General features: G+C 38.4%; 23 protein-coding genes. 4 read left to right on the forward strand and 19 right to left on the reverse strand.

Features of this window, described 5'->3' with window-relative positions:
* Nucleotides 1–5: 5 nt before the first annotated feature.
* From ACY2RU_RS09740 to ACY2RU_RS09790, 11 genes are all read right to left on the reverse strand, one after another.
* Nucleotides 6–1265, reverse strand: a complete 1260-nt coding sequence (locus ACY2RU_RS09740; RefSeq protein ID WP_490138253.1) for a hypothetical protein — start codon at nt 1263–1265, stop codon at nt 6–8.
* A gap of 174 nt (nt 1266–1439) precedes the next feature.
* Entirely contained in the window at nt 1440–2747 is a 1308-nt protein-coding gene (gene rimO, locus ACY2RU_RS09745; protein WP_490138254.1) for a 30S ribosomal protein S12 methylthiotransferase RimO, read from the reverse strand.
* A 247-nt stretch (nt 2748–2994) separates the two neighbouring features.
* A complete protein-coding gene (locus ACY2RU_RS09750) occupies nt 2995–4572 on the reverse strand; it encodes a T9SS type A sorting domain-containing protein (RefSeq protein ID WP_490138255.1) in 1578 nt (525 codons plus the stop codon).
* Between the two features lie 132 nt (nt 4573–4704).
* On the reverse strand, nt 4705–5661 hold the full coding sequence (ftsY, locus tag ACY2RU_RS09755) for a signal recognition particle-docking protein FtsY (protein ID WP_490138256.1): 957 nt from the start codon (nt 5659–5661) through the stop codon (nt 4705–4707).
* Nucleotides 5662–6003: 342 nt separating this feature from the next.
* On the reverse strand, nt 6004–6156 hold the full coding sequence (locus tag ACY2RU_RS09760; RefSeq protein WP_490138257.1) for a DUF4295 domain-containing protein: 153 nt from the start codon (nt 6154–6156) through the stop codon (nt 6004–6006).
* A 6-nt stretch (nt 6157–6162) separates the two neighbouring features.
* Nucleotides 6163–6345 carry a 50S ribosomal protein L33 gene (gene rpmG, locus ACY2RU_RS09765; protein ID WP_203293183.1) on the reverse strand — a complete coding sequence of 61 codons (183 nt, stop codon included), beginning with the start codon at nt 6343–6345 and terminating at the stop codon, nt 6163–6165.
* A 27-nt stretch (nt 6346–6372) separates the two neighbouring features.
* Nucleotides 6373–6612 (reverse strand): 50S ribosomal protein L28, encoded by a 240-nt coding sequence (gene rpmB / locus ACY2RU_RS09770; RefSeq protein WP_490138258.1) that lies wholly within the window; start codon nt 6610–6612, stop codon nt 6373–6375.
* Between the two features lie 76 nt (nt 6613–6688).
* Nucleotides 6689–7936, reverse strand: coding sequence for a competence/damage-inducible protein A (locus ACY2RU_RS09775; protein ID WP_490138259.1), 1248 nt, complete (start codon nt 7934–7936; stop codon nt 6689–6691).
* Complete coding sequence (locus ACY2RU_RS09780) at nt 7937–8278, reverse strand: Hpt domain-containing protein (RefSeq protein ID WP_490138260.1); 342 nt, start codon at nt 8276–8278, stop codon at nt 7937–7939.
* Nucleotides 8279–8890 carry a fumarylacetoacetate hydrolase family protein gene (locus ACY2RU_RS09785; RefSeq protein WP_490138261.1) on the reverse strand — a complete coding sequence of 204 codons (612 nt, stop codon included), beginning with the start codon at nt 8888–8890 and terminating at the stop codon, nt 8279–8281.
* An 85-nt stretch (nt 8891–8975) separates the two neighbouring features.
* Nucleotides 8976–9749: an exonuclease domain-containing protein gene (locus ACY2RU_RS09790; RefSeq protein WP_490138262.1), complete on the reverse strand. Its 774-nt coding sequence runs from the start codon at nt 9747–9749 to the stop codon at nt 8976–8978.
* A gap of 47 nt (nt 9750–9796) precedes the next feature.
* Between ACY2RU_RS09790 and ACY2RU_RS09795 the strand changes: the two genes are divergently transcribed.
* Nucleotides 9797–10414 (forward strand): glutaredoxin domain-containing protein, encoded by a 618-nt coding sequence (locus ACY2RU_RS09795; protein WP_490138263.1) that lies wholly within the window; start codon nt 9797–9799, stop codon nt 10412–10414.
* Between the two features lie 110 nt (nt 10415–10524).
* Here the strand turns inward: ACY2RU_RS09795 and ACY2RU_RS09800 are convergent, their stop codons facing one another.
* The 4 genes from ACY2RU_RS09800 to ACY2RU_RS09815 all read right to left on the reverse strand — a co-directional run bounded on the left by ACY2RU_RS09800 (nt 10525) and on the right by ACY2RU_RS09815 (nt 16284).
* On the reverse strand, nt 10525–11862 hold the full coding sequence (locus ACY2RU_RS09800; RefSeq protein WP_490138264.1) for a dihydrolipoamide acetyltransferase family protein: 1338 nt from the start codon (nt 11860–11862) through the stop codon (nt 10525–10527).
* Nucleotides 11863–11964: 102 nt separating this feature from the next.
* The gene (locus ACY2RU_RS09805) at nt 11965–13089 is read right to left on the reverse strand and encodes a glycosyltransferase family 2 protein (RefSeq protein ID WP_490138265.1); all 1125 of its coding nucleotides are present in this window, start codon (nt 13087–13089) and stop codon (nt 11965–11967) included.
* A gap of 3 nt (nt 13090–13092) precedes the next feature.
* Nucleotides 13093–13713: a recombination mediator RecR gene (gene recR, locus ACY2RU_RS09810; protein WP_490138266.1), complete on the reverse strand. Its 621-nt coding sequence runs from the start codon at nt 13711–13713 to the stop codon at nt 13093–13095.
* A gap of 78 nt (nt 13714–13791) precedes the next feature.
* Nucleotides 13792–16284: a T9SS type A sorting domain-containing protein gene (locus ACY2RU_RS09815; protein WP_490138267.1), complete on the reverse strand. Its 2493-nt coding sequence runs from the start codon at nt 16282–16284 to the stop codon at nt 13792–13794.
* A 128-nt stretch (nt 16285–16412) separates the two neighbouring features.
* Between ACY2RU_RS09815 and ACY2RU_RS09820 the strand changes: the two genes are divergently transcribed.
* On the forward strand, nt 16413–17858 hold the full coding sequence (locus ACY2RU_RS09820; protein WP_490138268.1) for a sodium:solute symporter: 1446 nt from the start codon (nt 16413–16415) through the stop codon (nt 17856–17858).
* On the opposite strand, the gene ACY2RU_RS09825 is transcribed toward ACY2RU_RS09820, so the two are convergent.
* The 4 genes from ACY2RU_RS09825 to ACY2RU_RS09840 all read right to left on the reverse strand — a co-directional run bounded on the left by ACY2RU_RS09825 (nt 17829) and on the right by ACY2RU_RS09840 (nt 22100).
* On the reverse strand, nt 17829–18191 hold the full coding sequence (locus ACY2RU_RS09825; protein ID WP_490138269.1) for a CoA-binding protein: 363 nt from the start codon (nt 18189–18191) through the stop codon (nt 17829–17831). The genes ACY2RU_RS09820 and ACY2RU_RS09825 overlap by 30 nt on opposite strands.
* 545 nt (nt 18192–18736) lie before the next feature.
* The gene (locus ACY2RU_RS09830) at nt 18737–19741 is read right to left on the reverse strand and encodes a 3-oxoacyl-ACP synthase III family protein (RefSeq protein ID WP_490138270.1); all 1005 of its coding nucleotides are present in this window, start codon (nt 19739–19741) and stop codon (nt 18737–18739) included.
* Between the two features lie 332 nt (nt 19742–20073).
* A complete protein-coding gene (locus ACY2RU_RS09835) occupies nt 20074–21393 on the reverse strand; it encodes an ABC1 kinase family protein (protein ID WP_490138271.1) in 1320 nt (439 codons plus the stop codon).
* Nucleotides 21394–21410: 17 nt separating this feature from the next.
* Nucleotides 21411–22100 (reverse strand): TetR/AcrR family transcriptional regulator, encoded by a 690-nt coding sequence (locus ACY2RU_RS09840; RefSeq protein ID WP_490138272.1) that lies wholly within the window; start codon nt 22098–22100, stop codon nt 21411–21413.
* Between the two features lie 280 nt (nt 22101–22380).
* Here ACY2RU_RS09840 and htpG point away from each other — a divergent pair, with 280 nt between their 5' ends.
* The gene (gene htpG, locus ACY2RU_RS09845; RefSeq protein WP_490138273.1) at nt 22381–24270 is read left to right on the forward strand and encodes a molecular chaperone HtpG; all 1890 of its coding nucleotides are present in this window, start codon (nt 22381–22383) and stop codon (nt 24268–24270) included.
* A 205-nt stretch (nt 24271–24475) separates the two neighbouring features.
* On the forward strand, nt 24476–26119 hold a 1644-nt coding region (locus ACY2RU_RS09850), incomplete at its 3' end, for a proprotein convertase P-domain-containing protein (RefSeq protein ID WP_490138274.1).

Here is a 26119-nt window from a genome sequence, read left to right on the forward strand (position 1 = left end):
TAAAATTAAAACACATCCAGACCAAGACGCGCTGTCTGTATTGATTTTTTCGAGGCATCATCGCTATCTATCACGGTCCATGCGGCATAAATAAAACCATTCAATATTTCTATCTGCGGAAAACCGCTCGCTCTAGATGCGCTAGTGGTTGCAAGCGTAACTACATCGCCTTTACTACCGTTACTTCCTACCTTTAAAAGTTGAATAAGAGTGTCATCACCTATGGTTTCGATCCAACTCACAACGGCTTCATTTTCAGAAATTATAGAAACATCTACCCGTCCCAAGGTATCATGACTATCTACCCGAATTGGGAGTCCGAAACTCGCTCCTCCATCTTCAGAAAAGATCACCTGCACCTTAGGTTTGTCTTTGGCGGCCGTATACCAGGCTACAACAACATTATTTCCTATAGCATCTGTTGCAGGGCCATTTACGGGACAGCCAGCAATTTCCCAATTATCTTTACTTACCGTTTCAGGTTCTGTCCAAACATTATCTACCCAACGAACAATTGAGATATCCCTCACCTCATCTTCACTACGATCACGATATACTACTACAGGTCCATTGCGTGTCATAGCCGCGCCCGTGCTACAACAATCGCAAATGCGTTCATCGAGCTGCAGATCGTTATAAATAGTTCCGTCATTTTTTACAAATGCCCCTCGAAGCGTCATTGCACCACCTCCCGAATCATGATGGTGATCATCATGACCTCCAGCTGTATTTCGTCCATCTAACCAAGTGGCAAAAAAATCGCTTTCTTCAAAAGGCAGTATGGAAACGAAACCATGTTCACTTTTGGTGTTATCATCGTGGAGTATAAGATCTTTATTCCATTTTTGCTCTTCAGCATTATAAATAGCTAGCTTGATATCATAGGTGTAGGTCGCTGTGTCTGACTTCTGAAGGTAATTGGATAAAATATTTCCGTTATTTTCCGCGATCGCTGGAAAATCGGCCCAATTAGTAAACCAATCTGTTCCCTGTGCGATTTCCGAAGGAAGAGACCAAACGTCATTATTGAGTACAGCATAATGTAACTTATCGCTGTTATCTACAGTAGTTACCCATGAAAAGTAAAGCGCTTTACCCGTACTAAAAAGTCTTGGCAACTGACTATTTTCTTCGGAAGGATTACTAAACTGAACAACTGTCTTAAGTTCTTCTTCGGAAATAGGATCTTCCGTTTTTTTGTCGTTTTTACAGGAAATAAATAGCCCAATGGCTAAGCAGATCAAGGCAGCGTGTTTTTTGAGCATTTTGGTGGTCTCTTTACTTTCCGTATAAAAATAAGGAAAGCTGTATATATAAACGGTAATTGCTTATAAATTCTTGTAGACAATCATATCGCCCACTGCTGAAGTTCAAGCGATGAAACATACAATAAAATCAGATAATCTATTGAAAAAGACTATGTAGTGAAACCTTAAGGACTAATCTTTTACCAATTCAGCATAAAGATCGAAGTCTTCGGCCGCTGTGATCTTTACATTCACAAACTCACCAGTACGAATGTAGCCTTCTTCGGCATTGATTAGCACTTCGTTATCTACATCTGGGCTGTCAAATTCGGTTCTTCCCACAAAATAGCTTCCTTCTTTACGGTCAATTACGACCTTAAATTCTTTACCTATTTTCTGTTGGTTCAATTCCCATGAAATTTGCGACTGAATTTCCATGATCTTGTTGGCGCGATCCATCTTTACATCTTCAGGAACATCGTCTTCTAAATTATAGGCATGTGTATTTTCTTCATGAGAATAGGTAAAGCAACCAAGACGTTCAAAACGCATTTTTTCAACCCAATTCTTTAACGTTTGGAAATCTTCTTCGGTCTCACCAGGGTAACCAACAATTAAAGTGGTTCTGATCGTCATATCTGGAACTGCTGTGCGAAAATCTTCTAATAATTTGGTTGTTTTCGCTTCCGTAGTACCACGACGCATTGACTTTAAAATAGGGTCTGCAATATGTTGTAATGGAATATCAATATAATTACAAACCTTAGGTTCGCGTTTCATCACGTCTAATACATCCATCGGGAAGCCTGTTGGAAATGCATAATGCAATCGAATCCACTCGATACCTTCTACTTTGACTAAATTTTCAAGTAGTTCGGCTAAATTTCTTTTCTTGTAAAGATCTAGTCCGTAGTAGGTAAGATCCTGCGCAATAAGGATAAGTTCTTTGACACCTTCGGCAGCCAATTTTTCGGCCTCTGTAACTAGGTCTTCAATAGGTGTTGATCTGTGTTTTCCGCGCATAATTGGAATTGCACAGAAGGAACACGGACGGTCACAGCCTTCGGCTATCTTGAGATAAGCGTAATTTTTTGGAGTAGTTGTTAATCGCTCCCCAATAAGTTCATGTTTATAATCAGCTCCCAGAGCTTTCAGTAAACCTGGTAATTCTGTTGTTCCAAAATACTGATCTACATTTGGAATCTCTTTTTGCAAGTCTGGCTTATAACGTTCACTTAAGCAACCCGTTACAAATACTTTGTCTACTTCACCATCCTCTTTTTTCTGAACGTACTCGAGAATAGTATTTACGCTCTCTTCCTTGGCATTTGCAATAAATCCACAAGTGTTAATTACAACAATATTCCCTTCTTCTTCATGAACCACTTCTTTATTGTTGGCACGTAATTGCCCCATGAGCACTTCACTGTCATAGACATTTTTAGAGCAACCCAAAGTCACAACGTTGATCTTATTCTTCTTAAGTGTTTTAGTACGCATTTCCTGTATATTGGTCGGCAAAGATACGATGATTTTAAACCTTTTACGCTAGCAATAGTCTAAGAATAAAATATTGTTCTATGTCCCTATACATCATGCTCGATTTATGTAACACTGCACATGATCACTAAAGTAATAAATGCATAAGGCAAGTTATAGCTGAACCCTATAACTTGCCTTATGCACTGCAACAACTGCTTGTAAAGAAAACTAATACTACAGCCGATAACTTAAAAATACGATATCGCTATTCAACGATAAGTTTATGTACAAAAGAGGTTTCATCATTTGTAAAACGCAAGAAATAAGTACCTGAAGCATTTAAATCTTGAATGATGGTATCTCCTAAAATCTGTTTTGTGTCAATAATTCTACCCAACAAGTCTATGATCTCTAGGTTGTAACTATCATTTGTTTTAATATTAATGATTCCTTTTGATGGATTTGGGTATACTAATAGCTTGTCTTGGTTAAATTCGTCTGTACCTAGAATAATACCATTAAAGCCCATTTCATAAATAACTTCCCGCTCGTCGAAACCGGAGCCATCGTCAAATCGTTTGTCATTCCATACCACATGAATATTTCCGTCAGGATCAAACTCGCAGCTTGGTGGGTCAAAAGCAGGATTTTCATTGTTAATGACTAAAGGCACGCTAAAACCATCAGTGTCATTGTATTCTAGAAACGTATTACTATTTGCTAAGAAGTCAGTATACACAATACCACAATCGTTATCACCATTGCAATCCATGTCAATTCTTTTAATATTTCCTGCAGCGGAAGAAATTTCTGTAGTGTCTATCATTTCAAATTCGTCTGCACCAGCGTTATATTTAAATACAGTAAATGCCGCGCGAATCGGGCTCTCTTCGGTATGCATAGTAAGAACGCGCATGTCGCCATTTCCATCTTGTAGTAAGGTGTATTGTAGACCAGACACGTTTGTCACTGGAATGGTTTTAGGTACACTTAGCGTGTGTGTTGTCTCATCATAAATTCGATAGTTTAAAGCAAGGCTATTTCCAGGGATTAATTCAGAATAAACGATCATGGCAGTGCCATTTCCCATACTTTCAATATGTGGAAAACCTGCGTTTAAACCGTCGGTAATATCAGATACGGCCATGTCGGTTGACCAGGTGGCCCCATCAAAATAAGACAAATAGATTTCTTCATTTGTTAAGTTTTCGCGATAATCATATCCCCAAACCACTACAGGTAAGTTATTGGCGGTGCTATAGATTGCATGGCGTCCGCTGGTATGATTTACAGTTCCGTTTAAGTCTGATACCTTAACACCATCACTCCAAGTTTGGGTTGCTGCATTATAATGTGAGTATCCAACATAGTTACGCACGTTTTCAAAGGCCCAAACGTTGTAACTTACATGAAGATCTCCATTGGGCGAAACGGCAATAGAAGGAAAGTGATTATTTCTACCTCCAATTTCTCCTCCAGCATCAACAAATATTTTGTTCGTCCAATCGCCATTAATATCTCTTCGTCTATACATGATCTTTTGAAGACCATTTGTATGATTATCATTGTAAACTACATGAGCACTGCCATCGCTCCCCACTGCAAGTCGTGGATCCCATGAATCTACAGTTTGATGGTTAGAAACATTATAATCGGAACCACTCCAATCTAAGTCTAACGCGGCGTTATTTCTAAACGTGTTTTGAATGGGTAAGTCTGTTGCATTTTGACTACTGAAAAAGATCTTACCGTTTGAATCGGAAGTAAGCAAGGGTTCGTTTTGCGAAGACGCAATAAAAATAGAACCAAAAAAGGCAACAGAAAGGAGTAATTTACTTTTCATAAAAGGGGGAGTTTAAATAGTTAATCTTCCCAAATATAATTATGAAATGTACAAGAAAAAAGCTTTCAGAAAATCTTTCCGTTTTTTAACATAAAACGGAGATTCTAAGAAATGCCTAAATTTTGATAGAATTTAACTGAAAAAAGAATCGACAAACTCAATTTTATTAAATACCTGTAAATCTTCTATACCTTCACCTACACCAATATATTTTACAGGAATTTGAAACTGATCACTAATACCAATAACGACACCACCTTTTGCCGTTCCATCGAGTTTGGTCACTGCCAAGGAAGTAACTTCGGTTGCTGCAGTGAATTGTTTGGCTTGTTCAAATGCATTTTGACCCGTTGAACCATCTAAAACCAATAATACATCATGTGGTGCATCTGGAACAACTTTTTGCATGACCCGTTTTACTTTGGTCAATTCGTTCATTAAATTTACTTTGTTATGGAGACGTCCAGCAGTATCTATGATAATCACGTCGGCATTTTGATTTACACCACTCTGTAGTGTATCAAAAGCAACACTTGCCGGATCACTACCCATGTCTTGCTTTACAATAGGAACACCTGTACGATCTGCCCAAACCTGTAATTGATCAATAGCCGCGGCTCTAAAGGTATCTGCTGCGCCAAGAACTACTTTTAGACCAGCATTTTTAAACTGATAGGCTAATTTACCAATGGTTGTTGTTTTACCCACACCATTCACACCTACTACCATAATCACGTGCGGACCAGTTTCGTGTTTTGGAATTTCAAATTGCGTAGCATTTCCACCATCGATCTCGCTTAGTAAGGCGGCGATCTCTTCCCGAAGAATAGTATTAAGCTCGTCGGTTCCAAGATATTTATCTTTTGCAACACGGGCTTCAATTCGGTCAATGATCTTGAGTGTTGTGGTCACACCAACGTCACTTGACACGAGTATCTCTTCGAGGTTGTCTAATACGTCATCATCTACTTTACTTTTTCCAGCAACGGCCTTTCCGAGCTTATCAAAGAAAGAAGTCTTTGATTTCTCTAGCCCTTTATCAAGGGTTTCTTTTTTTTCTTTGCTGAAAATTTTCTTAAAAAAACTCATATTCATTTCCCGCGAAGGCGGGAACCTTTTTATTATTAATTAAACACTTCTAACAACACCTTTTATAACCTCACTAGCTTCGCGTTAGCGATTGAGGCACTGTTGGAGCTCTCCAGACACAAGTGTCTAGAAGCGACTGCCGAAAGCGCGACCCAGACCGAGTCTGAGTACACCGAAGCTGTATGGCGAGCGTCTGGGAAACGCCCAACCAATTCTTCCTGACTACAAAATTAACATTTATATTGGTCTAAAACTATAATACACCTCAGCATTTCGCTTTGGTGTATATAGAAAAAGCCACTCTCGTAAAAAAGTGGCTTATATTATAATGTCTTCTGGAGATTATTTTTTGCTCATCCAGTCATTTACCAATTCTGGTGCCATGATGGCCTCGGTAAATACGTATGCTCCTGTTTTAGGCGACTTAACCATTTTGATTGCTTTGGTTAAACGCTTAGATCCTGTTTGTAACGATGCTACTGATTTCTTTGCCATGATGAATTATTTTATCTCCTTGTGAACAGTCATCTTTTTCAAGATAGGGTTGAATTTCTTCAACTCCATACGGTCTGGAGTGTTCTTTTTATTTTTTGTAGTAATGTAACGCGAAGTTCCTGGTTTCCCAGAATCTTTATGCTCTGTACATTCTAAAATTACCTGTACTCTATTTCCTTTTTTAGCCATGATGCTAGACTTTTACGTTTCCTGAAATTACTTTGTTAGAATTCCGTTTGCACGGGCTTCTTTAATAACTGCAGAGATGCCTTTTTTGTTAATATTTTTGATTGCTGAAGTGGAAACACGAAGTGTAATCCATTTGTCTTCCTCAGGAATGTAAAAACGCTTTTTCATCAAGTTTACATTAAACTTGCGCTTGGTTTTGTTCATCGCGTGAGAAACATTGTTCCCAACCATTGCCTTCTTTCCGGTAAGCTCACAAACTCTAGACATTGCTGTAAATTATTTAGTTATTTTTAAACAGGCTGCAAATTTAAGTAATTATCTTGGTTTGCACAACAAATGAAATTCAATTTTTTAAAATTTCTTTTAGTAACAATTCGAATGCTTTATTTGTTGCTTTGCCAATAACGCGTTCACGGGCATTTCCGAAGTTAAATTTATAACTACTAACTCCCTTAGGACCAGCGATACCGATACAAACCGTACCCACATCATCTTTTCCGTCTCCTTTGGTCGGACCGGCGATTCCTGTAGTTGAAATAGCGTAGTTCGTTTTAAATAATTTATTTGCGTGGGTTGCCATGGCTTCAGCCACAGGTAAACTCACCACTGTATATTGCTCAACTAGCTTCGGATCGATTCCAAGTACATCCGATTTGAGTTCGGTTGCATAGGGAACTATACTTCCGCGGAAGTAGGCTGACGCTCCTGCTTTACTTGTTATTTCTTGTGCAATAGCCCCACCAGTGCAACTTTCTGCCAAGCTGAGTGTTTGGTGGCGTTCTTGCAATAACTCACCAATACGTTCCTGAATACTCGCTTCATCTTCATAGCCAACAACAATATCGCCTAATAGCACCTGTAAGGCATTCATTTGAATATCAATACCTATTTTAAGGGTTTCTTCATGGGTTCCTGAAGACGATAAACGTAAACGAACCCTTCCTAAGGAAGGTAAATATGCCAGTTTGATTTCGGCAGGAAGTGCTGCTTCCCAATTTTTAATTATCTCCTGAATTTCGCTTTCACCTTTTCCGTAGGTAAGTAAGGTTTTATGATATATATAAGGTCTATCAAACTTTTTTAGAACTCGGGGAATCACTTCATTTGAAAACAATCGTTTCATTTCATACGGCACTCCTGGCATTGAAACGAATACGGTATTATCTTTCTCCATCCACATTCCTGGGGCCGTTCCGAAGGGATTATGTAATATAGTCGCCTTGCTTGGCACCATAGCTTGAGACAAGTTAGAGGGCAATGGTTCCCGCTCAATAACTTGTTTAAAGATAGTTTTAATGTTTTGTAAGACCTCTTTATTTTCTACCAGAGTATCGTTAAAATATTCTAGAAAGGTTTCTTTTGTGATATCGTCTTTGGTAGGCCCTAATCCTCCCGTCACCAAAACGAGATCTGCGTGATTTTGGGCGTTGGAGAGTGCTTCAAGAATATGCTCTCGTTCGTCTTGAACTGAGGTTATTTGGAAGACCTTTACCCCTATTTTATTTAGTTCTTTGGCAATAAATACCGAATTGGCATCTACAATCTGACCAATAAGAATTTCATCGCCTATAGTGATGATTTCTGCTAACATTTATAAATGGTAATCTGCTTTTAATTCTTTAAAAACCTCTTGCAAAATATCATTTACTTTTGCGAGATGATTATCTACTACTGCATTGCTTTTGGAAGTGCGTGTCCAATCTTCAATAAAGGTTATTTCCTTTTTTAGTTCAATGCCCAACATTTCAAAATTGGGTTCCATTTTGTGTGCGAACTGATATGCTAACTCTTTATTATCGTTAGCAATAGCTTCATTCATCGCTTGAAGATCTGGAGGGATTTCTTCTAGAAACGTTTTTGCTACTATAGCCATAAAGTCGGAGTCTCCTCCGGCAATTTCATTTAGGCTGTCTTTTTGATAATGCTTACTCATCTATTTGATTTTAATGGAAAAAACCTTCGTTTCTTCAATATATCCTGTTAGGTTGTCTTCAGGGTTAATTTTACCTACACCACTTGGTGTTCCTGTAAATATAATATCCCCAATTTTTAATGTAAAAAACTTTGAAACATATTCAATTAGCTCATCAATCTTCCACAACATCAGTGCTGTGCTACCTTTTTGAACAACTTCTCCGTTTTTTTCCAAGCGGAAAAGTATGTTATTTATATCGGAAAACGAACTTTTTTGTAAAAAATTACCTACAACAGCCGATCCGTCGAAACTTTTTGCCTTTTCCCAAGGCAGGCCTTTTTCTTTTAATTGCTTCTGAAGATCCCTTGCAGTAAAGTCTATTCCGAGTCCGATCTCATCATAATACGTATGCGCAAATTTGCGGTCAATATGTTTGCCTATTTTTTTGATCTTCACCAAAATTTCAACTTCGTGATGGATTTCTTCTGAAAAAGTAGGAATAAAAAACGGCTGTTTCTTTAGTAAAATAGCAGTATCTGGCTTCAGAAAAACAACAGGATCTGTAGGTTTTTCGTTATCAAGTTCTTCAATATGAGCCGCATAATTCCGGCCAATGCAGATAATCTTCACAGCGTAGGTTTCTTGGTTAGTCTATAAATCGATGTGAAGTTACAAAATATGTTTCAAATTTTATCGCTCCTTTTTTCGCAACGTTTTAAAGCTTATTATTCAATTTACTTAACTTAATACGGGTGAGCACTTTCTTCGTATATAAAGGAAAATCGGCATTTAAGAGCCATCCAAAATAGCCTGGTTCTTTTTCCATCACTTCATCAACGGTCTTTCCTTTGTGTTTTCCGAAGCTAAAGATCACCTCCCCTTTTTTGTTATAACCAATATAGCCAGCAAAGTCAACAAATTTGTGATGCGCGCTAAATTCAGACAAGTGGTTTATGTCATTCTTAAGATCGGAATACATATCTAATTGGGCTTTTAAAACCTCATAGGTGGCATTGGTATCGGCAGCAGCACTATGGGCATTGGCAAGATCTTTATCGCAATAAAACTTATAGGCAGCCTCTAGCGTACGCTTTTCTTTTTTATGAAAAATAGTCTGTACATCTACAGATAATGCTTTTTTCATGTCAAAATCAATTTCCGCACGAAGCATTTCTTCGGCAAGAAGTGGTATGTCAAATCGATTTGAATTATATCCTCCAAGATCACTATCCTTGATCAAGGCGTATATTTTAGTCGCCAATTCCTTAAAAGTGGGTTCATTGGCAACCATTTCATCGGTAATACCGTGAATGGCACTTGTCACTGCCGGAATGGGCATTTCTGGGTTAACACGCCATGTATGGCTCTCTTTGTTTCCGTTTGGGAAAACCTTTAAAATAGAAATTTCTACAATGCGATCTTTGGCTATATTGACGCCTGTAGTTTCAAGATCAAAAAAACAGATGGGCTTGCTTAGTTTTAACTCCATGGTATAATTTATGCAGTAAAGGTAGTAATTGTTACTTTTGTCTACCTATGATTCAGAAAATTCTATTAACAGTTGCGCTTTGCCTTGCACAAGCTTCTTTTGCCCAACAAATTAAGGTAAAACTCACCGAAAAGAAAAACGGAAAACGTTTGGTTTTAATTGCCGAAAACACAACAAAAGACACACTCAATGTGTTTTTAATGGTTACTTCGGAAGGTTACCGCCGCAGCGCCTCTAGACCTGTTATAAAAAATATTCCTCCACAATCTAAGATTCCAATGATTACTATGATCGAGATCACCGGACAACAGCAAAGCTATACATATGACCTAATCGTTAATGAGGAAGAAAACCACTTGTCATTGAATTTTGACGATAAACCTAAAGATATCGAACAACTTATTAAAAATAAGCTTGTTCTTTTTACAAAGACTGCGTGTAAAAAATGTGACGACCTTAAAAAGGCTCTCACGGAAGAGCGCATTACACATCAAAGTTTTTCACTCGACAACGATCCGTTGATCTACCGACAGTTTATGGCGCTGATCGAAAAGGATTTTACGCTTGAAACCCGCATTCGATTCCCAATTATCTGGAACAAAGACCAAGTGTTATTTAGTTATGAAGAGCTAAACGAAATGGTTATTCGACTTGGGGGACAGTGATTTATGGATTCAATGAAAGAATGATTCAATGAAAGAATGAATGATGCAATTCTGGTTTGAAGCGTTATGCTTAAACCAGTTTTAAATCCTTAATACACTAAAATATCAACTTAGATCTCTCTATTAGAATCCCAAGCCTCAAGATAATCTGCCACTTGCTTAACAAACTGTCCGCCAAGCGCTCCATTGACCACTCGGTGATCGTAGCTATGTGACAAGAACATTTTGTAGCGGATACCAATAAAATCGCCCTCAGCAGTCTCAATAACCGCAGGCACTTTTCTAATTGCGCCAAGTGCTAATATCCCTACTTGAGGTTGATTAATAATAGGTGTTCCCATTATACTTCCGAAGGTACCAACATTAGTAACCGTATACGTTCCGCCTTGAATGTCGTCTGGCTTTAATTGACCGTTCCGAGCACGACTTGCAAGATCATTCACGGCTTTAGACATACCCACTAAATTCAATTGATCTGCATTTTTAATCACGGGAACGATAAGATTGCCATCTGCAAGTGCAGCAGCCATCCCTAGGTTGATGTTTTTACGTTTTATGATGCGATCTCCGTCAAGAGCGATATTCATCATTGGGAAGTCTTTTAGTGCTTTTGCAACCGCCTCCATAAAGATTGGTGTAAAGGTTAAATTTTCACCTTCGCGCTTAGCGAAAGCAGCTTTAACTTTACTTCTCCAATTCCATATTTTAGTGACATCGGCTTCAATAAACGATTGAACATGCGCACTTGTTTGTGTACTTTCCACCATGTGGTGCGCGATGAGTTTCCCCATACGCGTCATCTCAATAATTTCGTCGCCTCCATTTACAGAAACGGGCGCAGCAGTTTTAGGCGCAGGCTTGGTAGCTTCCTTATTTGGTGCGACTTGGGTTACCGTTTCGGTTTTAGCCACTTCTTTTGGTGCGGTTCCACGATTTTCAATGTAACTCAACATATCGTTTTTTGTTACGCGTCCATCTTTACCTGTACCAATAATTGCATCCAATTCACTTTGCGAAATACCTTCTTCCGAGGCCATATTCTTAACCAAAGGCGAATAAAAACGATCTTCACTACTTGCAACAGCTGTAGGCTGAGTAGCGGCTTTGGCAGTAGAAACTGTTTCTGCAACAGCAGCGACGGTTTTTGGAGCTGGGGCGGTCATTTCATTGCTAGATGCTTCCTGCGTATCAGCAGCAGTAGCTTCACCATCAATTTCAATGATCGCTATTGTTTGTCCGACTTGAATAACATCGTCTACTTCAAATAATTTTTCAACCAAAACCCCGTCCACTTCACTTGGAACCTCGCTATCAACCTTATCGGTTGCGATCTCAAGCACTGCTTCATCGGCCTCAATACTATCACCTACTTCCTTTAACCAACTCGTCAAGGTAGCTTCGGCAACACTTTCACCCATTTTCGGTAACTTCAATTCAAACTTCGCCATAATTGTATACTTGCAATGTAATTATTGATATATAATTGCTTTGTGTGGTATTACAAAGCAGCTGCAAAATTAGTTATTTTTTGGCTGTTTGCCATTTCAAATTCACGAAAAAACGATCACTTCGCCTTTTTCATCACTTTTATCACTTCCAATAATAAAAGAAGCGCGCGGAGGCCGTATGCGGAACTGATTCCCTCGATTCTTCAATTGCTTCATTACTGAAAAGATCTGTTGGTAAGATATATATTCAGCATCAAATATAAACAAGGTGTCATTAAACAAACTGTCTTGTAAAATTGCTTTAGATGCAGATTTTAGCGGTATTTCCATTGCTTCGGAAAGCCCTTTAAGCAATTGCAAATTTTCAGTAAAAACATAGGCTGTCTCAGGTTGCTCGACAACTAGCTGTTTTTTGTCTATTTTCTTCTTTCGAAGTACTTTAGCAAAGGAAACACCCACTTTAACAAGGCCGTTAAAAACAGCGTTGGTTTGAAAATGCTTTCCGTAAAAAATGTCCATAGCCCCGTAAAAACGATCTAAGTAAGCGGCATCTTTCTGGGTACTTTCTCCTTTATAATGCAGCACTTTGGATGTTCCCAAATAATGATTTTCATAGCCAGCTCGAGTGATCTTGTAGGAGAGATCTATATCTTCACCATACATAAAATAATCTTCGTCAAACCCACCAACCTCATTGTAAATCTCTCTCTTTAAAAACATATAGGCCCCAACCAAAACCGCTACCTTTCCTGCGCTCTCATTAGGCACTTTATATGCATAATACTTTTTAACGAAGCCCAATAATTTAAGTAGAGAAGCTTTGGGTGTAGGGACATTTCGTTTACTTTCTGGCAAAAAGTTTCCCGTACCATCCATCAAATAGGTTCCCAATGCTCCCATGTTTGGAACAGTTGCAGCATAGTTGAGACACTGGATAAATGTTTCTTCTGAAACGGCTGTATCTGGATTTAAAATACATAAATATTCTCCCTTTGCTACTGCTACAGCTTGATTGTTTGCCTTACTGAATCCAACGTTATCTTTATTCTCAATAAGGGTAATTTCTGGAAATAAAGCTCTCACCATGGCACAACTATCATCTGGCGAATTATTATCAATCACAATGATTTCTGCATCAATATTTCGGATAGCTGTTTGTACACTACGTATGCACTGCTCTAAGAAATATCGTACGTTATAATTTAGAATGACGACCGATAGCTTCATGAATTATGAACTTTTTAATGAAGATTCAAACGGAATTCTGTGCAGAATACTTCGTCCTAATGTCACCTCATCTGCGTATTCTAATTCATCACCCACAGAGATACCTCTGGCGATTGTGGTGGTGATCACCTCAGCAGATTCGATCTGCTTAAAAATGTAGAAATTGGTAGTATCTCCTTCCATAGTTGAGCTAAGCGCAAAAATCAATTCCTTTACGGCTCCTCCTTTTACTTTAGCCACCAAGGGTTCGATATTTAATTCACTTGGTCCTATACCATCCATTGGCGAGATTTTACCGCCTAAAACATGATAATGACCTCGATACTGGCTTGTATTTTCAATAGCCATTACATCGCGAATATCTTCCACCACACAAACAAGGCTTGCATCCCGATTTGGATTCGCGCAAATTTCACAAAGCGTCGTATCTGAAATATTATTACAGTTATCACAAAAATTGATATGCTCCCGCATTTGCTGTAAACTCTTTGCCAGCAATTGGGTTTGATCTGTAGGTTGTTTTAAAAGATGCAGTACTAAACGGAGTGCCGTTCGCTTTCCAATTCCCGGTAGCTGTGACATCTCGTTGACCGCATTTTCAAGCAATTTGGATGAGAATTCCATGGGTTGCAAGGTAAAAAAAATGCTTCAGAAAAATATTACATTTCCTGAAGCATTCTCAATAAATTATTTACCGAAAAACTATTTTTTTATAAGCTTTTTGGTCACTGTTCCTATTTCAGAATTCATTCGAATAAAATACACGCCTGAAGAAAGCGTATTTATTTCCAATGTATACGAATTGGCAGCTTGTACATCGCGTTTGTAGATCATTAACTTTCCGGAGACATCAAACACTTTAATATCCATTTCGATGGTTTGTGGCATGGTGATTATCACTTCGGAAGAAGCCGGATTAGGATACATTGCGATCTGTTTAGCCAAGGTACTCTCTGTAGTACTTAAAATAATATCCTCTACCAAAGGTGATTCCCACAAACCTCTACCGTAGGTTCCTGCATAAAGCATATTTGTCTCGGTATTGATATCTAGTTCGTTAATGATCACATTTGGCAGGTTATTATTATATGGTTGCCAATCGGTAAGGGTATCGTCAATATAAAAAATTCCGTAATCCATCCCTACATATAGGCCGTTGGCATTATTATCGTCCCATACAAGTGCTAAAGCACTAAAGGCTGGAAGGTTTTTCTTGTAGTTTTGCCAATTAGCACCGCCATCATCAGAAACAAAAACTCGATTAGTACTTGTTGTTGCAGCAGCAATTAGATTAGGGTTCGTCGGGTGTATAGCGATAGAATTAACAGTACCACCTGGACCAGCAAAACTAACCCAATCTGTCGCCCCGCCATCTGTTGTTTTAAACATAGCATTACCTCGCGCTGCATACATAACTTGGTTATCTGATGCTGCGATCTTTAGATGGTCTAAATTTCCACCTAAAATTTGAGAAATTTGCGTCCAAGAGTTTCCTCTATTTGTCGACTTATAAACTCGATTATAACCTAAGTATATTACATCAGTAACTAAAGGATCTTGCTCAAACGGCGTTACCCAGTTTCCTGAGCCAGCACCTGGTTCGTTCAATTGAAGTAAGTTTATCCCTGCATCTTGTGTGCGATAGAGTTGTCCGTTTTGACTTGTACCATACATGATCGAGCTATTATCTTTATCAATAAACCCTTCCATACCATCTGCACCAATCCAATCTATCCAGCCATTAGCTTCAGTAAAGAAAGAACTACCATTGTCTTGTGAACCACCAGTTACAACAACCTCGGCCGTTTGCGAAACGCCAATACGATACCATTGTCTAATTCCGAGTCCTTTTGTGATATCACGGTAATAATCAGGATCTACTATAGTGGTATCATCGGCAAGAAAAATTCCTCCATCAGACCCAACATAAAGCGTAGTTCCCATAAATTCTAAAATATCAACATCGGCATGATGATATCCTTTATTGTCTGCAGCTGCTTGCTGCGGAATCCAATCGGAAGTATTACTAAAGTTAACCCCTGCGTCGGTAGATCTCCAGGTAAGTACTCCTGCTATATGAACTTCGTCAGCATCCGTTGGATTTATAGCGATATCCATATCACGTGGTGCTTGTCCGCCTGGATCAAAGCCATCTGTATCATATCCGAAGTAATTTCTACCTGCATGATCTAATGTAGTAAAGGTATCACCGCTATCGGCTGAACTATAAAGCCCACCAAAACTACCGCCATTGGCTTCTAATACATATAATCTTGAGGGATCATCTGCTGAAACTCCCATCATTTTTGCGCCATTACCTCCAACAGCTATCGTTGTAAAAGTTAACCCATTATCTGTTGATTTATGGAAAGAATTTCCAGTAGCATATACTGTATTCGTATCGCCTGGTTTGAATTCGATATCATAGCCTCGGGTATCGTTAGCAACTTCAACCCATGTGTTTCCTCCATCATCAGATCTATAAAGACCAGTATTCTGAGAAGAAGCATACATAATATCGGTGTCGTTTGGATTGATCAATATTTTATTGACGATAGAATTGCTAATATCTGCGATCTGATTCCAAGTTGCGCCCGCATCTATAGATTTATAAATTAATCCTGAACTCGAACCAAAGAAATAAGTGTCTGAATTCGTTGGGTCTATCGCTACTGAGTAGACGTATAGATTTGGAAAATTATCATTTAAAGGTGTCCAATTGGCACCTTCGTCTATAGTTCTCCAAACACCTCCTGTATTGGCTCCAACTATAATGTGATCTGTGTTTGTTGCGTCAATAGCAATACCCGTAATTCTACCAACACCCGGACTCCAGGCTGTTGAAGCATTCCAATCATCAGGCCCTTTTTCTACCCAGTTATCAACAAGCACCATGCGGTCTTCTGCTGTTTGATTGAGGTATGCATTATAGTTTTCTAATTCTTGGATGCGCTCAGTAGGTGATGTTAAATAGCCGTTTTCGTTTTTTAGACGATTGGCCATATACTCCCAACGTTTAAATTGTTTATAACCTGTTCCGCGACCTTGATCTTTACCTTCAAAATAGGCCTCAGCACTGTCAATAATTTCTTGAACGGGATAGGTACCTGCATCGATCATTTGAAGATACTCTTGTGCCTGTACCGTAAAACCGGTAACACATAAAATTGCAATAAGTAAAAGTTTCTTTTTCATGGGAATATATTTGGTTTGGCTAACTAGTTAATTTTCAATAGCGATTTCAAAAGTATTAAATTTTACCTTTGTTAGCTGCTCGATGTTTGTATTTTTACAAATATCAAAATAAATACGTCGCTCTTTTTATGCAACCCTTACATATTTTATTACTTATTGGAGGATATTTCGGTGTGCTCTTGCTTATTTCTTATTTAACCAATAAAGGAGGTAGCAATGCCGATTTTTTTAAAGCCGGAAAACAATCTCCCTGGTATTTAGTCGCTTTTGGGATGATTGGCGCCTCGCTTAGCGGCGTTACCTTTATCTCTGTTCCTGGATGGGTAGAAGCTTCAAAATTTAGTTATTTTCAAGTGGTTTTAGGCTATACGGTTGGTTATGCGGTTATAGGAACTGTCTTACTTCCACTGTACTACAAACTTAATCTTACTTCTATATATACATATCTTGACGAGCGCTTCGGAAATGCTTCCTATAAAACTGGCGCCTCATTTTTCTTGCTTTCGCGTATCGTTGGAGCGAGTTTTAGATTGTATTTAGTAGCTATTGTACTACAGAATTTAGTATTTGATAGTATGGGCGTTCCTTTTTGGGCCACCGTATCTATCACTATCCTTCTGATCTGGCTTTATACTTTTAAGAGTGGAATTAAAACAATTGTCTGGACCGATACGCTTCAAACACTCTTTATGCTTATTGCTGTTGGGGTCGCTATTTATTTTGTTTCTTCGGAATTAGGTATTGAGGGCAGCAATCTTTTTTCTTTTATTGCTGATAGTGATCTATCTCAACTATTCTTTTTTGACGATTGGAAAAGTAGCGATCACTTTGTAAAGCAGTTTCTCAGTGGGGCATTTATCGCTATCGTGATGACTGGTTTAGACCAAGATATGATGCAAAAGAACCTCACCTGCCGAACACTTAAAGATGCCCAAAAGAACATGTTTTGGTTTACCGTTGTGCTTACTATTGTTAATTTGGTCTTTTTAACACTCGGACTCTTACTTACTGTATACGCACAACAAAATGGTATAGATGCTCACAAAGACCAATTATTCCCAACAATTGCTACTCAAAGTGGCTTGGGTATTGGTTTGGCGATATTTTTTCTCTTGGGCCTTATTGCCGCAGCCTATTCAAGTGCCGATAGCGCACTTACATCACTAACAACCTCCTTCAGTATTGATATATTAGATATAGAAAAAAAATATAGTCCCGAAAAACAAGTACGAATACGAAAACGTATTCACGTTGCTATGTCGTTAGTACTTATTTTCGTTATTATCTTTTTTAACTATGTGATTGGAGATGCTTCAGTTATTGCTAAGGTCTTTACTTTTGCAGGATATACCTACGGACCCTTACTGGGACTCTATGCTTACGGACTTTTAACTAAATGGAATGTTAAGGATCGCTTTGTTCCTATTGTTGCGGTGCTGACACCTTTTGCAGGCTTCGCATTAAGCTATCTATTAAAACAGTTATTTGGTTTTGAAGTAGGCTTTGGAATATTGATACTTAACGGATTAATAACCTTTTTCGGCTTAGTATTGATCCGTTCCCAAAAGAACTAAGGTACACGCGACCTCTACTTCTATATTATTTTGCTTCAGCAATTGATAAAATTCGGGATTTTCAGTGCCTGGGTTAAAAATAACCCGCTTAGGTTTTAACGAAAGTAAATAGGTGTAATAAGGGGCTTGCCTTGACGCATTTAAATAGAGCGTAACCGTATCGATATCTTTATACGGAATGGCTTCCGAAGTAATAGAAATCCCTGCCACTTCACCTTCACGAAGACCAATTGCAACTACCTCGTGTCCATTTTTTACAAGTCTGTGAATTGCAATATTTGAATAGCGATCGGGCTTTAAACTAGCTCCTATGACCAAGGTTTTCTTTTTCATTGATTTTGTTTTACAGATAAGTTTCTCAAAAATAGCTGCCTAAAAAATCAATTCATTTAAAAGTATGTTAAAAAACAATTTATGTGTAACAAACTAGGTTTTGCTCCGTCTATATAATAGAAATATTTCAAGCTTTACTGCGAAAATTTTTACGTTGATGGTTAGTGTTAATAATTGCAGTGAAGTTACAAGCCCGAGGTCCAAGTGCCACGGGCTTGTTTTTTAAACAAAACTGAAATATGTTAAAAAATGTTAAAATAAAATAAACGGTGCAACGTTTTGCGCAGTTTTTAAGTCTATATAGTAGAAAGCCGAAAAGCAATTTATGAATTATTTGAATTAGCCTTCTTAAAAAATAAACTGTTTGTTGGTAAAGAGCCTTCCGAAGAAAATCTAGGAAGGCTCTTTTTTTTATTTAAACGTTTGTAGTATAACGACTTCTATCTTGATGTGATTTCTCTTTAAGCGCAAAAGGACAATTCAATCAATTACCCAGTTAACCACTTACCAATACATCCTACATCTGTCTTAGATCAACCGTCATATTACCACCTCATAATTACACTTCCCCAGGTAAAACCACTTCCAAAAGCGGCCAAAACCACCAAATCTCCCTCTTTAATCTTTCCCTGTTCCCAAGCTTCTGTGAGGGCAATGGGAATTGAAGCAGCAGTTGTGTTTCCGTATTTCTGTATATTATTAAAAACTTTTTCGTCTGGCAATTTGAATTTACGCTGAATAAACTGCGATATTCTCAAATTGGCTTGATGTGGTATCAACATATCGATATCGGAAACATCTAGTCCATTCGCGGCTAAGCCTTCGTTGATAACTTCAGAAAACCGAACCACCGCATGTTTAAAAACAAACTGACCATTCATATGCGGATAATAAGGAATATCTTCCTGTGGATTGTCTGCAATAATCTGGGGTACCCAATAACTTGTACTCGGGCCTTTTAACACTAATTCATCTTTATGCTTTCCTTCACTGTGTAGATGCGTTGATAAGATCCCGCCTTCTCCTTCATTTCTAGAAACTACAGCGGCACCAGCACCATCACCAAAAATAACCGAAACACTTCGGCCTCGATCGGTAAAATCTAAACCACCGCTATGATTTTCGGCACCAATAACCAGTATATTTTTATACATCCCAGTTTTTATAAATTGATCGGCTACAGACATTGCATATACAAAACCGCTACATTGATTGCGAACATCTAAAGCGGGAATGGTTCGCATACCCATTAAATCTTGTACCTCCACTCCACCGCCAGGAAAATACATATCGGGGCTTAATGTGGCAAAAACAATCATATCTATATCATCAGGTTTTAATTTAGCGCGTTCTAAAGCTATCGTTGCAGCTTTGACACCCATAACCGACGTAGAGTTACCATCACCTTTCTTTATATGTCGGCGTTCCTCGATCCCAGTTCGCTCCCTGATCCAGGCGTCATTGGTATCCATTAATTTTGCTAAATCGTCATTTGTGACAACATTTTCAGGTACGTAACGACCCAAGCCAGTAATTTTAGAAGTATACATTTGCATTTCAATTATTTGATGAAAGCAAGATAGTTATTCGGTTTTACCAAGAGAAGTTTTTTATGATTAGTTCCTATGCACGCATAGCTTCAGCGTGTATTGATAACAGTAATTTTACATTTTAGGCAGATAAAATTGTAGCGATTTGTAAATTGAATTCTGCTTATTTTCCTTCCGAAACACCCCAAAAAATAAAGGGCGCGAAACCGCGCCCTTTAACAACCTAACCAAATAGTAGTAGATTACTTTTTCATAGCAATTAATCATCCCACTACACCATAAAGATAACCCAAATGTTTAATACATTTTCCCAACGATTAAACAATTTTATGTTAAAGTTGCGCTGCTGTATGAAGTTTATATTTGTTAATTGAAACCCGAGCTCCCAAATCGTGCATCAAGTTATACAATCCAAAAAATGTTCTGTTAATATACAAAAAGTGCTTTGAGCCTCTGTTTCCGTTCATCTTTCTAATTTCAGTGTCTTTTGAATATTTTTCACCTAGTTTAGCGATCCTTCCGAAGAAATCCTCATCACTAAAATCAAAGGTTTCTCCGTGGAACGGCAACGTAAATAAACTCAACATTTCGTGAAACAAGGCGGAGAAAAAAGTAATTTCTTCTTCCGTATCATTCGGTAATAGGATCTCTAAAGCATAAAGTTTTTCTCTAAAAATTTCCGGGTTGTTAATACTTTCGGGTTTTGCCAATTCAAAATACGGATCGTAAAAGCTATCGGGAACTTGTTTTATACAACCAAAATCGATCGCAATAAGTTCTCCTTTTTCAGAAACCAGAAAATTCCCAGGATGCGGATCAGCATGAATACTTTTAAGCTCATGCATCTGAAACATATAGAAATCCCATAAAGCCTGCCCTATTTTATCGGCTTTTACACGATCGGTATTGCTTTTGGTAAATTCTGAAAGATGCTCCCCTTCCATCCAATCCATTGTAATGATCTTTTGCCCAGACAGTTTTTTGTAATACTTCGGAAATTTTAAATTCGGAATATGCTCGCAAGCCTCCGTCATTTGCGTACTTTGAGCCAATTCTAAGTCGTAATCTGTCTCTTCTAAAAGCTTCCCTTCTACTTCTTTAAAGTATTTGTCACTGTCTTTTCCTTTAATATTAAACATTTTCATAGCGACAGGTTTTACCAAGGCGAGATCACTGCTAATGCTAGCTGCAACTCCGGGATATTGAATTTTAACCGCCAATGTTTTGCCGTCTTTAGTGGCTTTATGTACTTGCCCGATACTCGCCGCAGCAACCGAATTAGCGTCGAACGTGTCAAACAAAGACTCTGGAGTATCGCCAAAATACCTCAAAAAGGTTTTACGCACTAAAGGCGCTGAAAGTGGCGGTACCTGAAACTGCGCCAATGAAAATTTTTCTACATAGGCTTTAGGCATAATGCTTTTGTCCATGCTCAACATCTGCGCAACTTTTAGAGCAGATCCCTTTAAATTTTTGAGTCCGTCGTAAATATCTTCAGCGTTACGCTCATTGAGTTTTTCTTTGGTTGTTTCTGAATTGACGATCTTTTCGCCATAGTATTTTAGATAATTCCCTCCTACTTTAACGCCGGTTTTTACCAGTTGCGTAGCACGTGAGATCTTTCCTGTGGGTATAGAATCTATGGTTTTCAAGAGCGAAATGTTTTAAATTAATTTTTTGAATTTTGCATGCTTCCAAAGCGATCCTTAAAGAGAAACTTTCCCAGGTCTAGTACACTTTCCAGTGGTGTGGTTTCAAAGACATCAAAAACAGCGCGCACCGATTTTTCAATGGCAACGTCAGTTTTTTCAAAGCCAGGCGAATTGTCTTCCATCCAAAACTTCAGAATAAAAAGGGTTTGCAACCAAGCGCCTTCAGAAAAAACCGAAACAGGTTGCTGCAAGACCTTCAACTTTTTCTCATCATTTCGGTCACGAATCAAATCGGCTGCAAACTCTTTAATGCGAAGTCGTAACCCCTTCAGTTGCGACATGTTTTTCATCATATCGGAATGCTCTCGTAACGCAAAAAGCACATAACTTCTATTGGCGGTTAACATTTCAAAAAAAGTATAAAAGAAAGTTAGCATCTTTTCTTTATTACTGAATTGCTCAAAATCTGGCGTCTTATGCGCCAAACGCAAGGTGTGATCGTAGAAATCGTTCCAAATTTCCTGCTGAAGCGTTTCAAATGAGCCAAAGGCAGCGTAAAAATCCTGCTCGGTCATCTTGTGATCTTTACAAAATTTGTAAACACTTTTTGGGCGTGATTCGTTTTCAAGAACAGTTTCCATATAGGCCGAAATGATTGTATCTCGGGTTACTCTCTTGGTTTTGGTAGCTGCTTTTTTTGTTGCCATAATATAAAAATTAATGATTTAAGACATGAATATCTCGCGGATTGAGTATCTGACTGTTAGCAAAATATTCCGTTTCTCAAAGATACGACCTGTTGAGCCTTTACTATTCATTGTTAAACAAAAAGCTTTGTTAAAGTTTGATGATTTCTCATGTGTGTTTCTTCCGAAAAGATCAAAAGATAAAACGCAGCTACTTTATGAGTGACAGTCTGTCAGAATCTAAACTATGGTACTCTATTTGCCTATTCTACTTCAGAAAAAATAACTTAAAACATATACTATGAGTACAGGAACTATTAACGTGGCGGTTGAAAACATTTTTCCGCTAATTAAAAAGTTTTTATACAGCGACCACGAGATCTTTTTACGTGAGTTAATTTCAAATGCCACAGATGCTACATTAAAGCTTAAACATCTTACCAATATTGGTGAAGCTAGTGTAGAGTATGGCAATCCTATGATCGAGGTTAAGATCGACAAAGAGAAGAAACAACTTCATATTATCGACCAAGGAATTGGAATGACCAAAGAGGAAGTTGAAAAATATATCAACGAGATCGCCTTTTCGGGAGCTGAAGAATTTTTAGAAAAATACAAAGACAAAAATTCAGATGATGCTGGAATTATTGGGCATTTCGGACTCGGTTTTTATTCTGCTTTTATGGTTGCCGACAAGGTAGAAATTATCACAAAAAGCTATAAAGATGAGCCCGCAGCGCATTGGTCGTGTGACGGTTCGCCCAATTACACATTAGAAGAAGCCGATAAAACAACTCGCGGTACCGAGATCATTTTGCATATCTCTGATGACGAAACCGAATTTCTTGAAGAAGGTCGTATTCGTGAACTATTGACCAAGTATAACAAGTTTATGCCTATTCCAATTAAATTTGGAACCAAAACAGAGACGCTTCCAAAGCCAGAAGATGCTAAAGAAGAAGATCCGGCTCCAACGCAAGAAGTTGATAATATTATCAATAATCCGAATCCTGCTTGGACCAAACAGCCTGCAGATCTTGAAGATAAAGACTACTCAAGCTTTTATCGTGAATTGTATCCAATGCAGTTTGAAGAGCCCCTTTTTCACATTCACCTGAATGTAGATTACCCTTTTAATCTTACTGGAATTTTGTATTTCCCAAAAATGGGTAATGACATGAGTATCCAGAAAGATAAAATCCAATTATACCAAAATCAGGTATTTGTAACAGACAATGTTGAAGGGATCGTTCCTGAGTTCTTAACCATGCTTCGCGGTGTGATCGATAGCCCAGATATTCCGTTAAATGTGAGTCGTAGTTACTTACAAGCCGATGGTGCAGTAAAAAAGATCTCAAGTTACATTACGCGGAAAGTTGCAGATAAGCTAAAAAGTCTCTTCAACAACAATCGCGAAGATTTTGAGGCGAAATGGAACGACATCAAGATGGTGATCGAATACGGAATGCTTACCGAAGAAAAATTCTTTGAAAAAGCACAAGATTTTGCATTGTATCCTACGGTAGATGGAGCGTACTTTACTCTAGAAGAGTTAAAGGAAAAGATCAAGCCATTACAAACCGACAAGGACGATAAATTGGTTGTACTGTATGCATCTAATAAAGATGAACAACACAGCTATTTACAAGCTGCAAAAGACAAAGGTTATGAGGTCTTATTGTTAGATTCTCCAATTATTTCGCACTTGTTACAGAAGTTAGAATCTACCAATGAAAACCTTTCGTTTGTACGTATTGATAGTGATCATGTTGAAAATTTGATCAAGAAGGATGAAGAAGCGATCTCGAAACTTTCCGAAGAAGAGAAAACAAGCTTGCAAACACTTCTAACTGAGATGATCCCTTCGGAAAAATTTTCGGTACAGCTTGAGGCGATGGACAGCCAAGCCAACCCATTTATCATTACCGAACCAGAATTTATGCGTCGTATGAAAGAGATGCAACAAACTGGTGGCGGAGGTATGTTTGGCATGGGCGGACTTCCAGAAATGTATAATTTGATCGTGAATACAAATCACGAATTGGTTTCAGAAATTCTCAACACCAAAACGAAAAAGAAAAAAGAGCGTTTAGTTAATCAAGCGCTCGATCTCGCTAAATTGAGCAAGAATCTTTTAAAAGGTGAGGAAATGACAGCGTTTATAAAAAGAAGTTATGAGATGATCAAATAACAGCTTTTTTAACACTTATATTCCACCGCCCTGATAGCACACAGCTATCAGGGCGGTTTTTTTTTGATCATTCAACGTATTTAAACACAGTAATTTATGCGCTTCGACTAAGAAATTTACAGTTTATCTAATTCCGACACAAACAGAGGGCTTTAACATAAAATTTAGTTAAATTTAAAGTACTAATCTTAATAAAATCTTAATTATGAAGAAAATTACACTATTAACATTTATGAGTTTGCTCTTTACCATTAGTTTGGTGATGGGACAAAGTTCATTGTCCTCCTCTGGCGGGGCAAGCGGACCGGAAATTGTGAATGGACCCCCTGGGTCGTCTTCACAGCAGTTCATTCCAATTGGGACAGCGACTGTAATTACAAATAATGTTTCTCAGGCTATAACGCCAGGACAAGAGATTGCTTGTGCGTCGGGCACCAGTTTCAGAGACAATAATATCTTTATGGATTTTGATCTAGCAGCAAATTTTGGCGTAGATGGAGATTTTAGAGTATCAAGTGTTGAAGTCGCTATGGGGCCAGTAACTACTCCAGCAGGATTTCCAATGACCGTGAATGTATGGTCTTCTGATGGTGCTTTCCCAGGTGGGACTTTAACGTTAATTAATTCTAGTTCGATTACTATTACGAATGCGGACGCGAATACAATCGTTGCAGTTCCAATTTCGGCAACAATTCCAGAAGGGTTGCATGCTGTGGTAGAAGTTGTTGTGGTAGATGATTTAACCGATACTAATTTCATGCGTTTTGGATGTAACTCAGCCGGTGTTGGAGCTGAGGAGTCATGGATTGTAGCCCCAGTTTGTGGTATAGCGGCTCCTACTACATTGACCGCACTTGGATTTGCTCAAGATTTTGTTATAAATATTATTGGAAAACAAACTTCTGTTACGGCTTGTGCAACTGATACACCTAAGCCAATTCCAGCAGTGGGTACATCGGGTCTTATGGATCCTTCACCTATTACAATTACCGATGTAGGTGTTATTGGAACAGGCGCAGGTGAATACAATATCGATGCTGTAGAGGTAAATCTGACTCATACCTGGGATTCAGATATTGAAATGACTTTAGTTTCGCCAGATGGAACTATGTGGGATCTATCAAGTGACAACGGTGGCGCAGGAGACAACTATACCAATACTGTATTTGCCGATGGTAATCCAAATATTACAACAGGCGCAGCACCATTTACCGGTAGTTTTCAAGCAGAACAAGGTCCCTTTAGTGTTGGCTTTGCAGGTGACAACGTTAATGGCAATTGGATATTAAATATTAATGATGATGCCGGCGGCGATAGTGGTAACCTAATTTCTTGGTGTATTTCTGTAAGCAAAAATCCTGTTGTACCTATTATTGTATGTCCTGGTGATATCATGGCAAACAACGATCCAGGTCAATGTTTTGCCACAGTAAACTTTAGTGATGCTGTTGCGATTGACCCTGAAGGAGGACCAGTTACGGTAATGCAAACAATGGGAGACCCTACAGGAAGTCAATTCCCATTAGGAGATACTATTATAGAATTTACAGCGACAGATCAAGATGGAGATACCTCTACATGTCAATTTACTATTACAGTAGTAGACAACGAGCCACCATCGCAATTTGACTGTCCAGACAACATTATTGTTGACAATGATCCAGGTGTATGTGGTGCTTTAGTAGACTATCCAGATCCTATCTTAGTTGACAACTGTGTTATGGGTGGCGGATCAAATACTGGTACATATGACATGACCATTTATATTGAAGAGCCTGCTCTTGCGGCTTCTAATGCATTTAGCTTTACAGGTGCTGAATTGGGCGCTGTAACAGATGCGACCCTTACG

The sequence above is a fragment of the Ulvibacter sp. 2305UL32-6 genome, assembly GCF_058148545.1.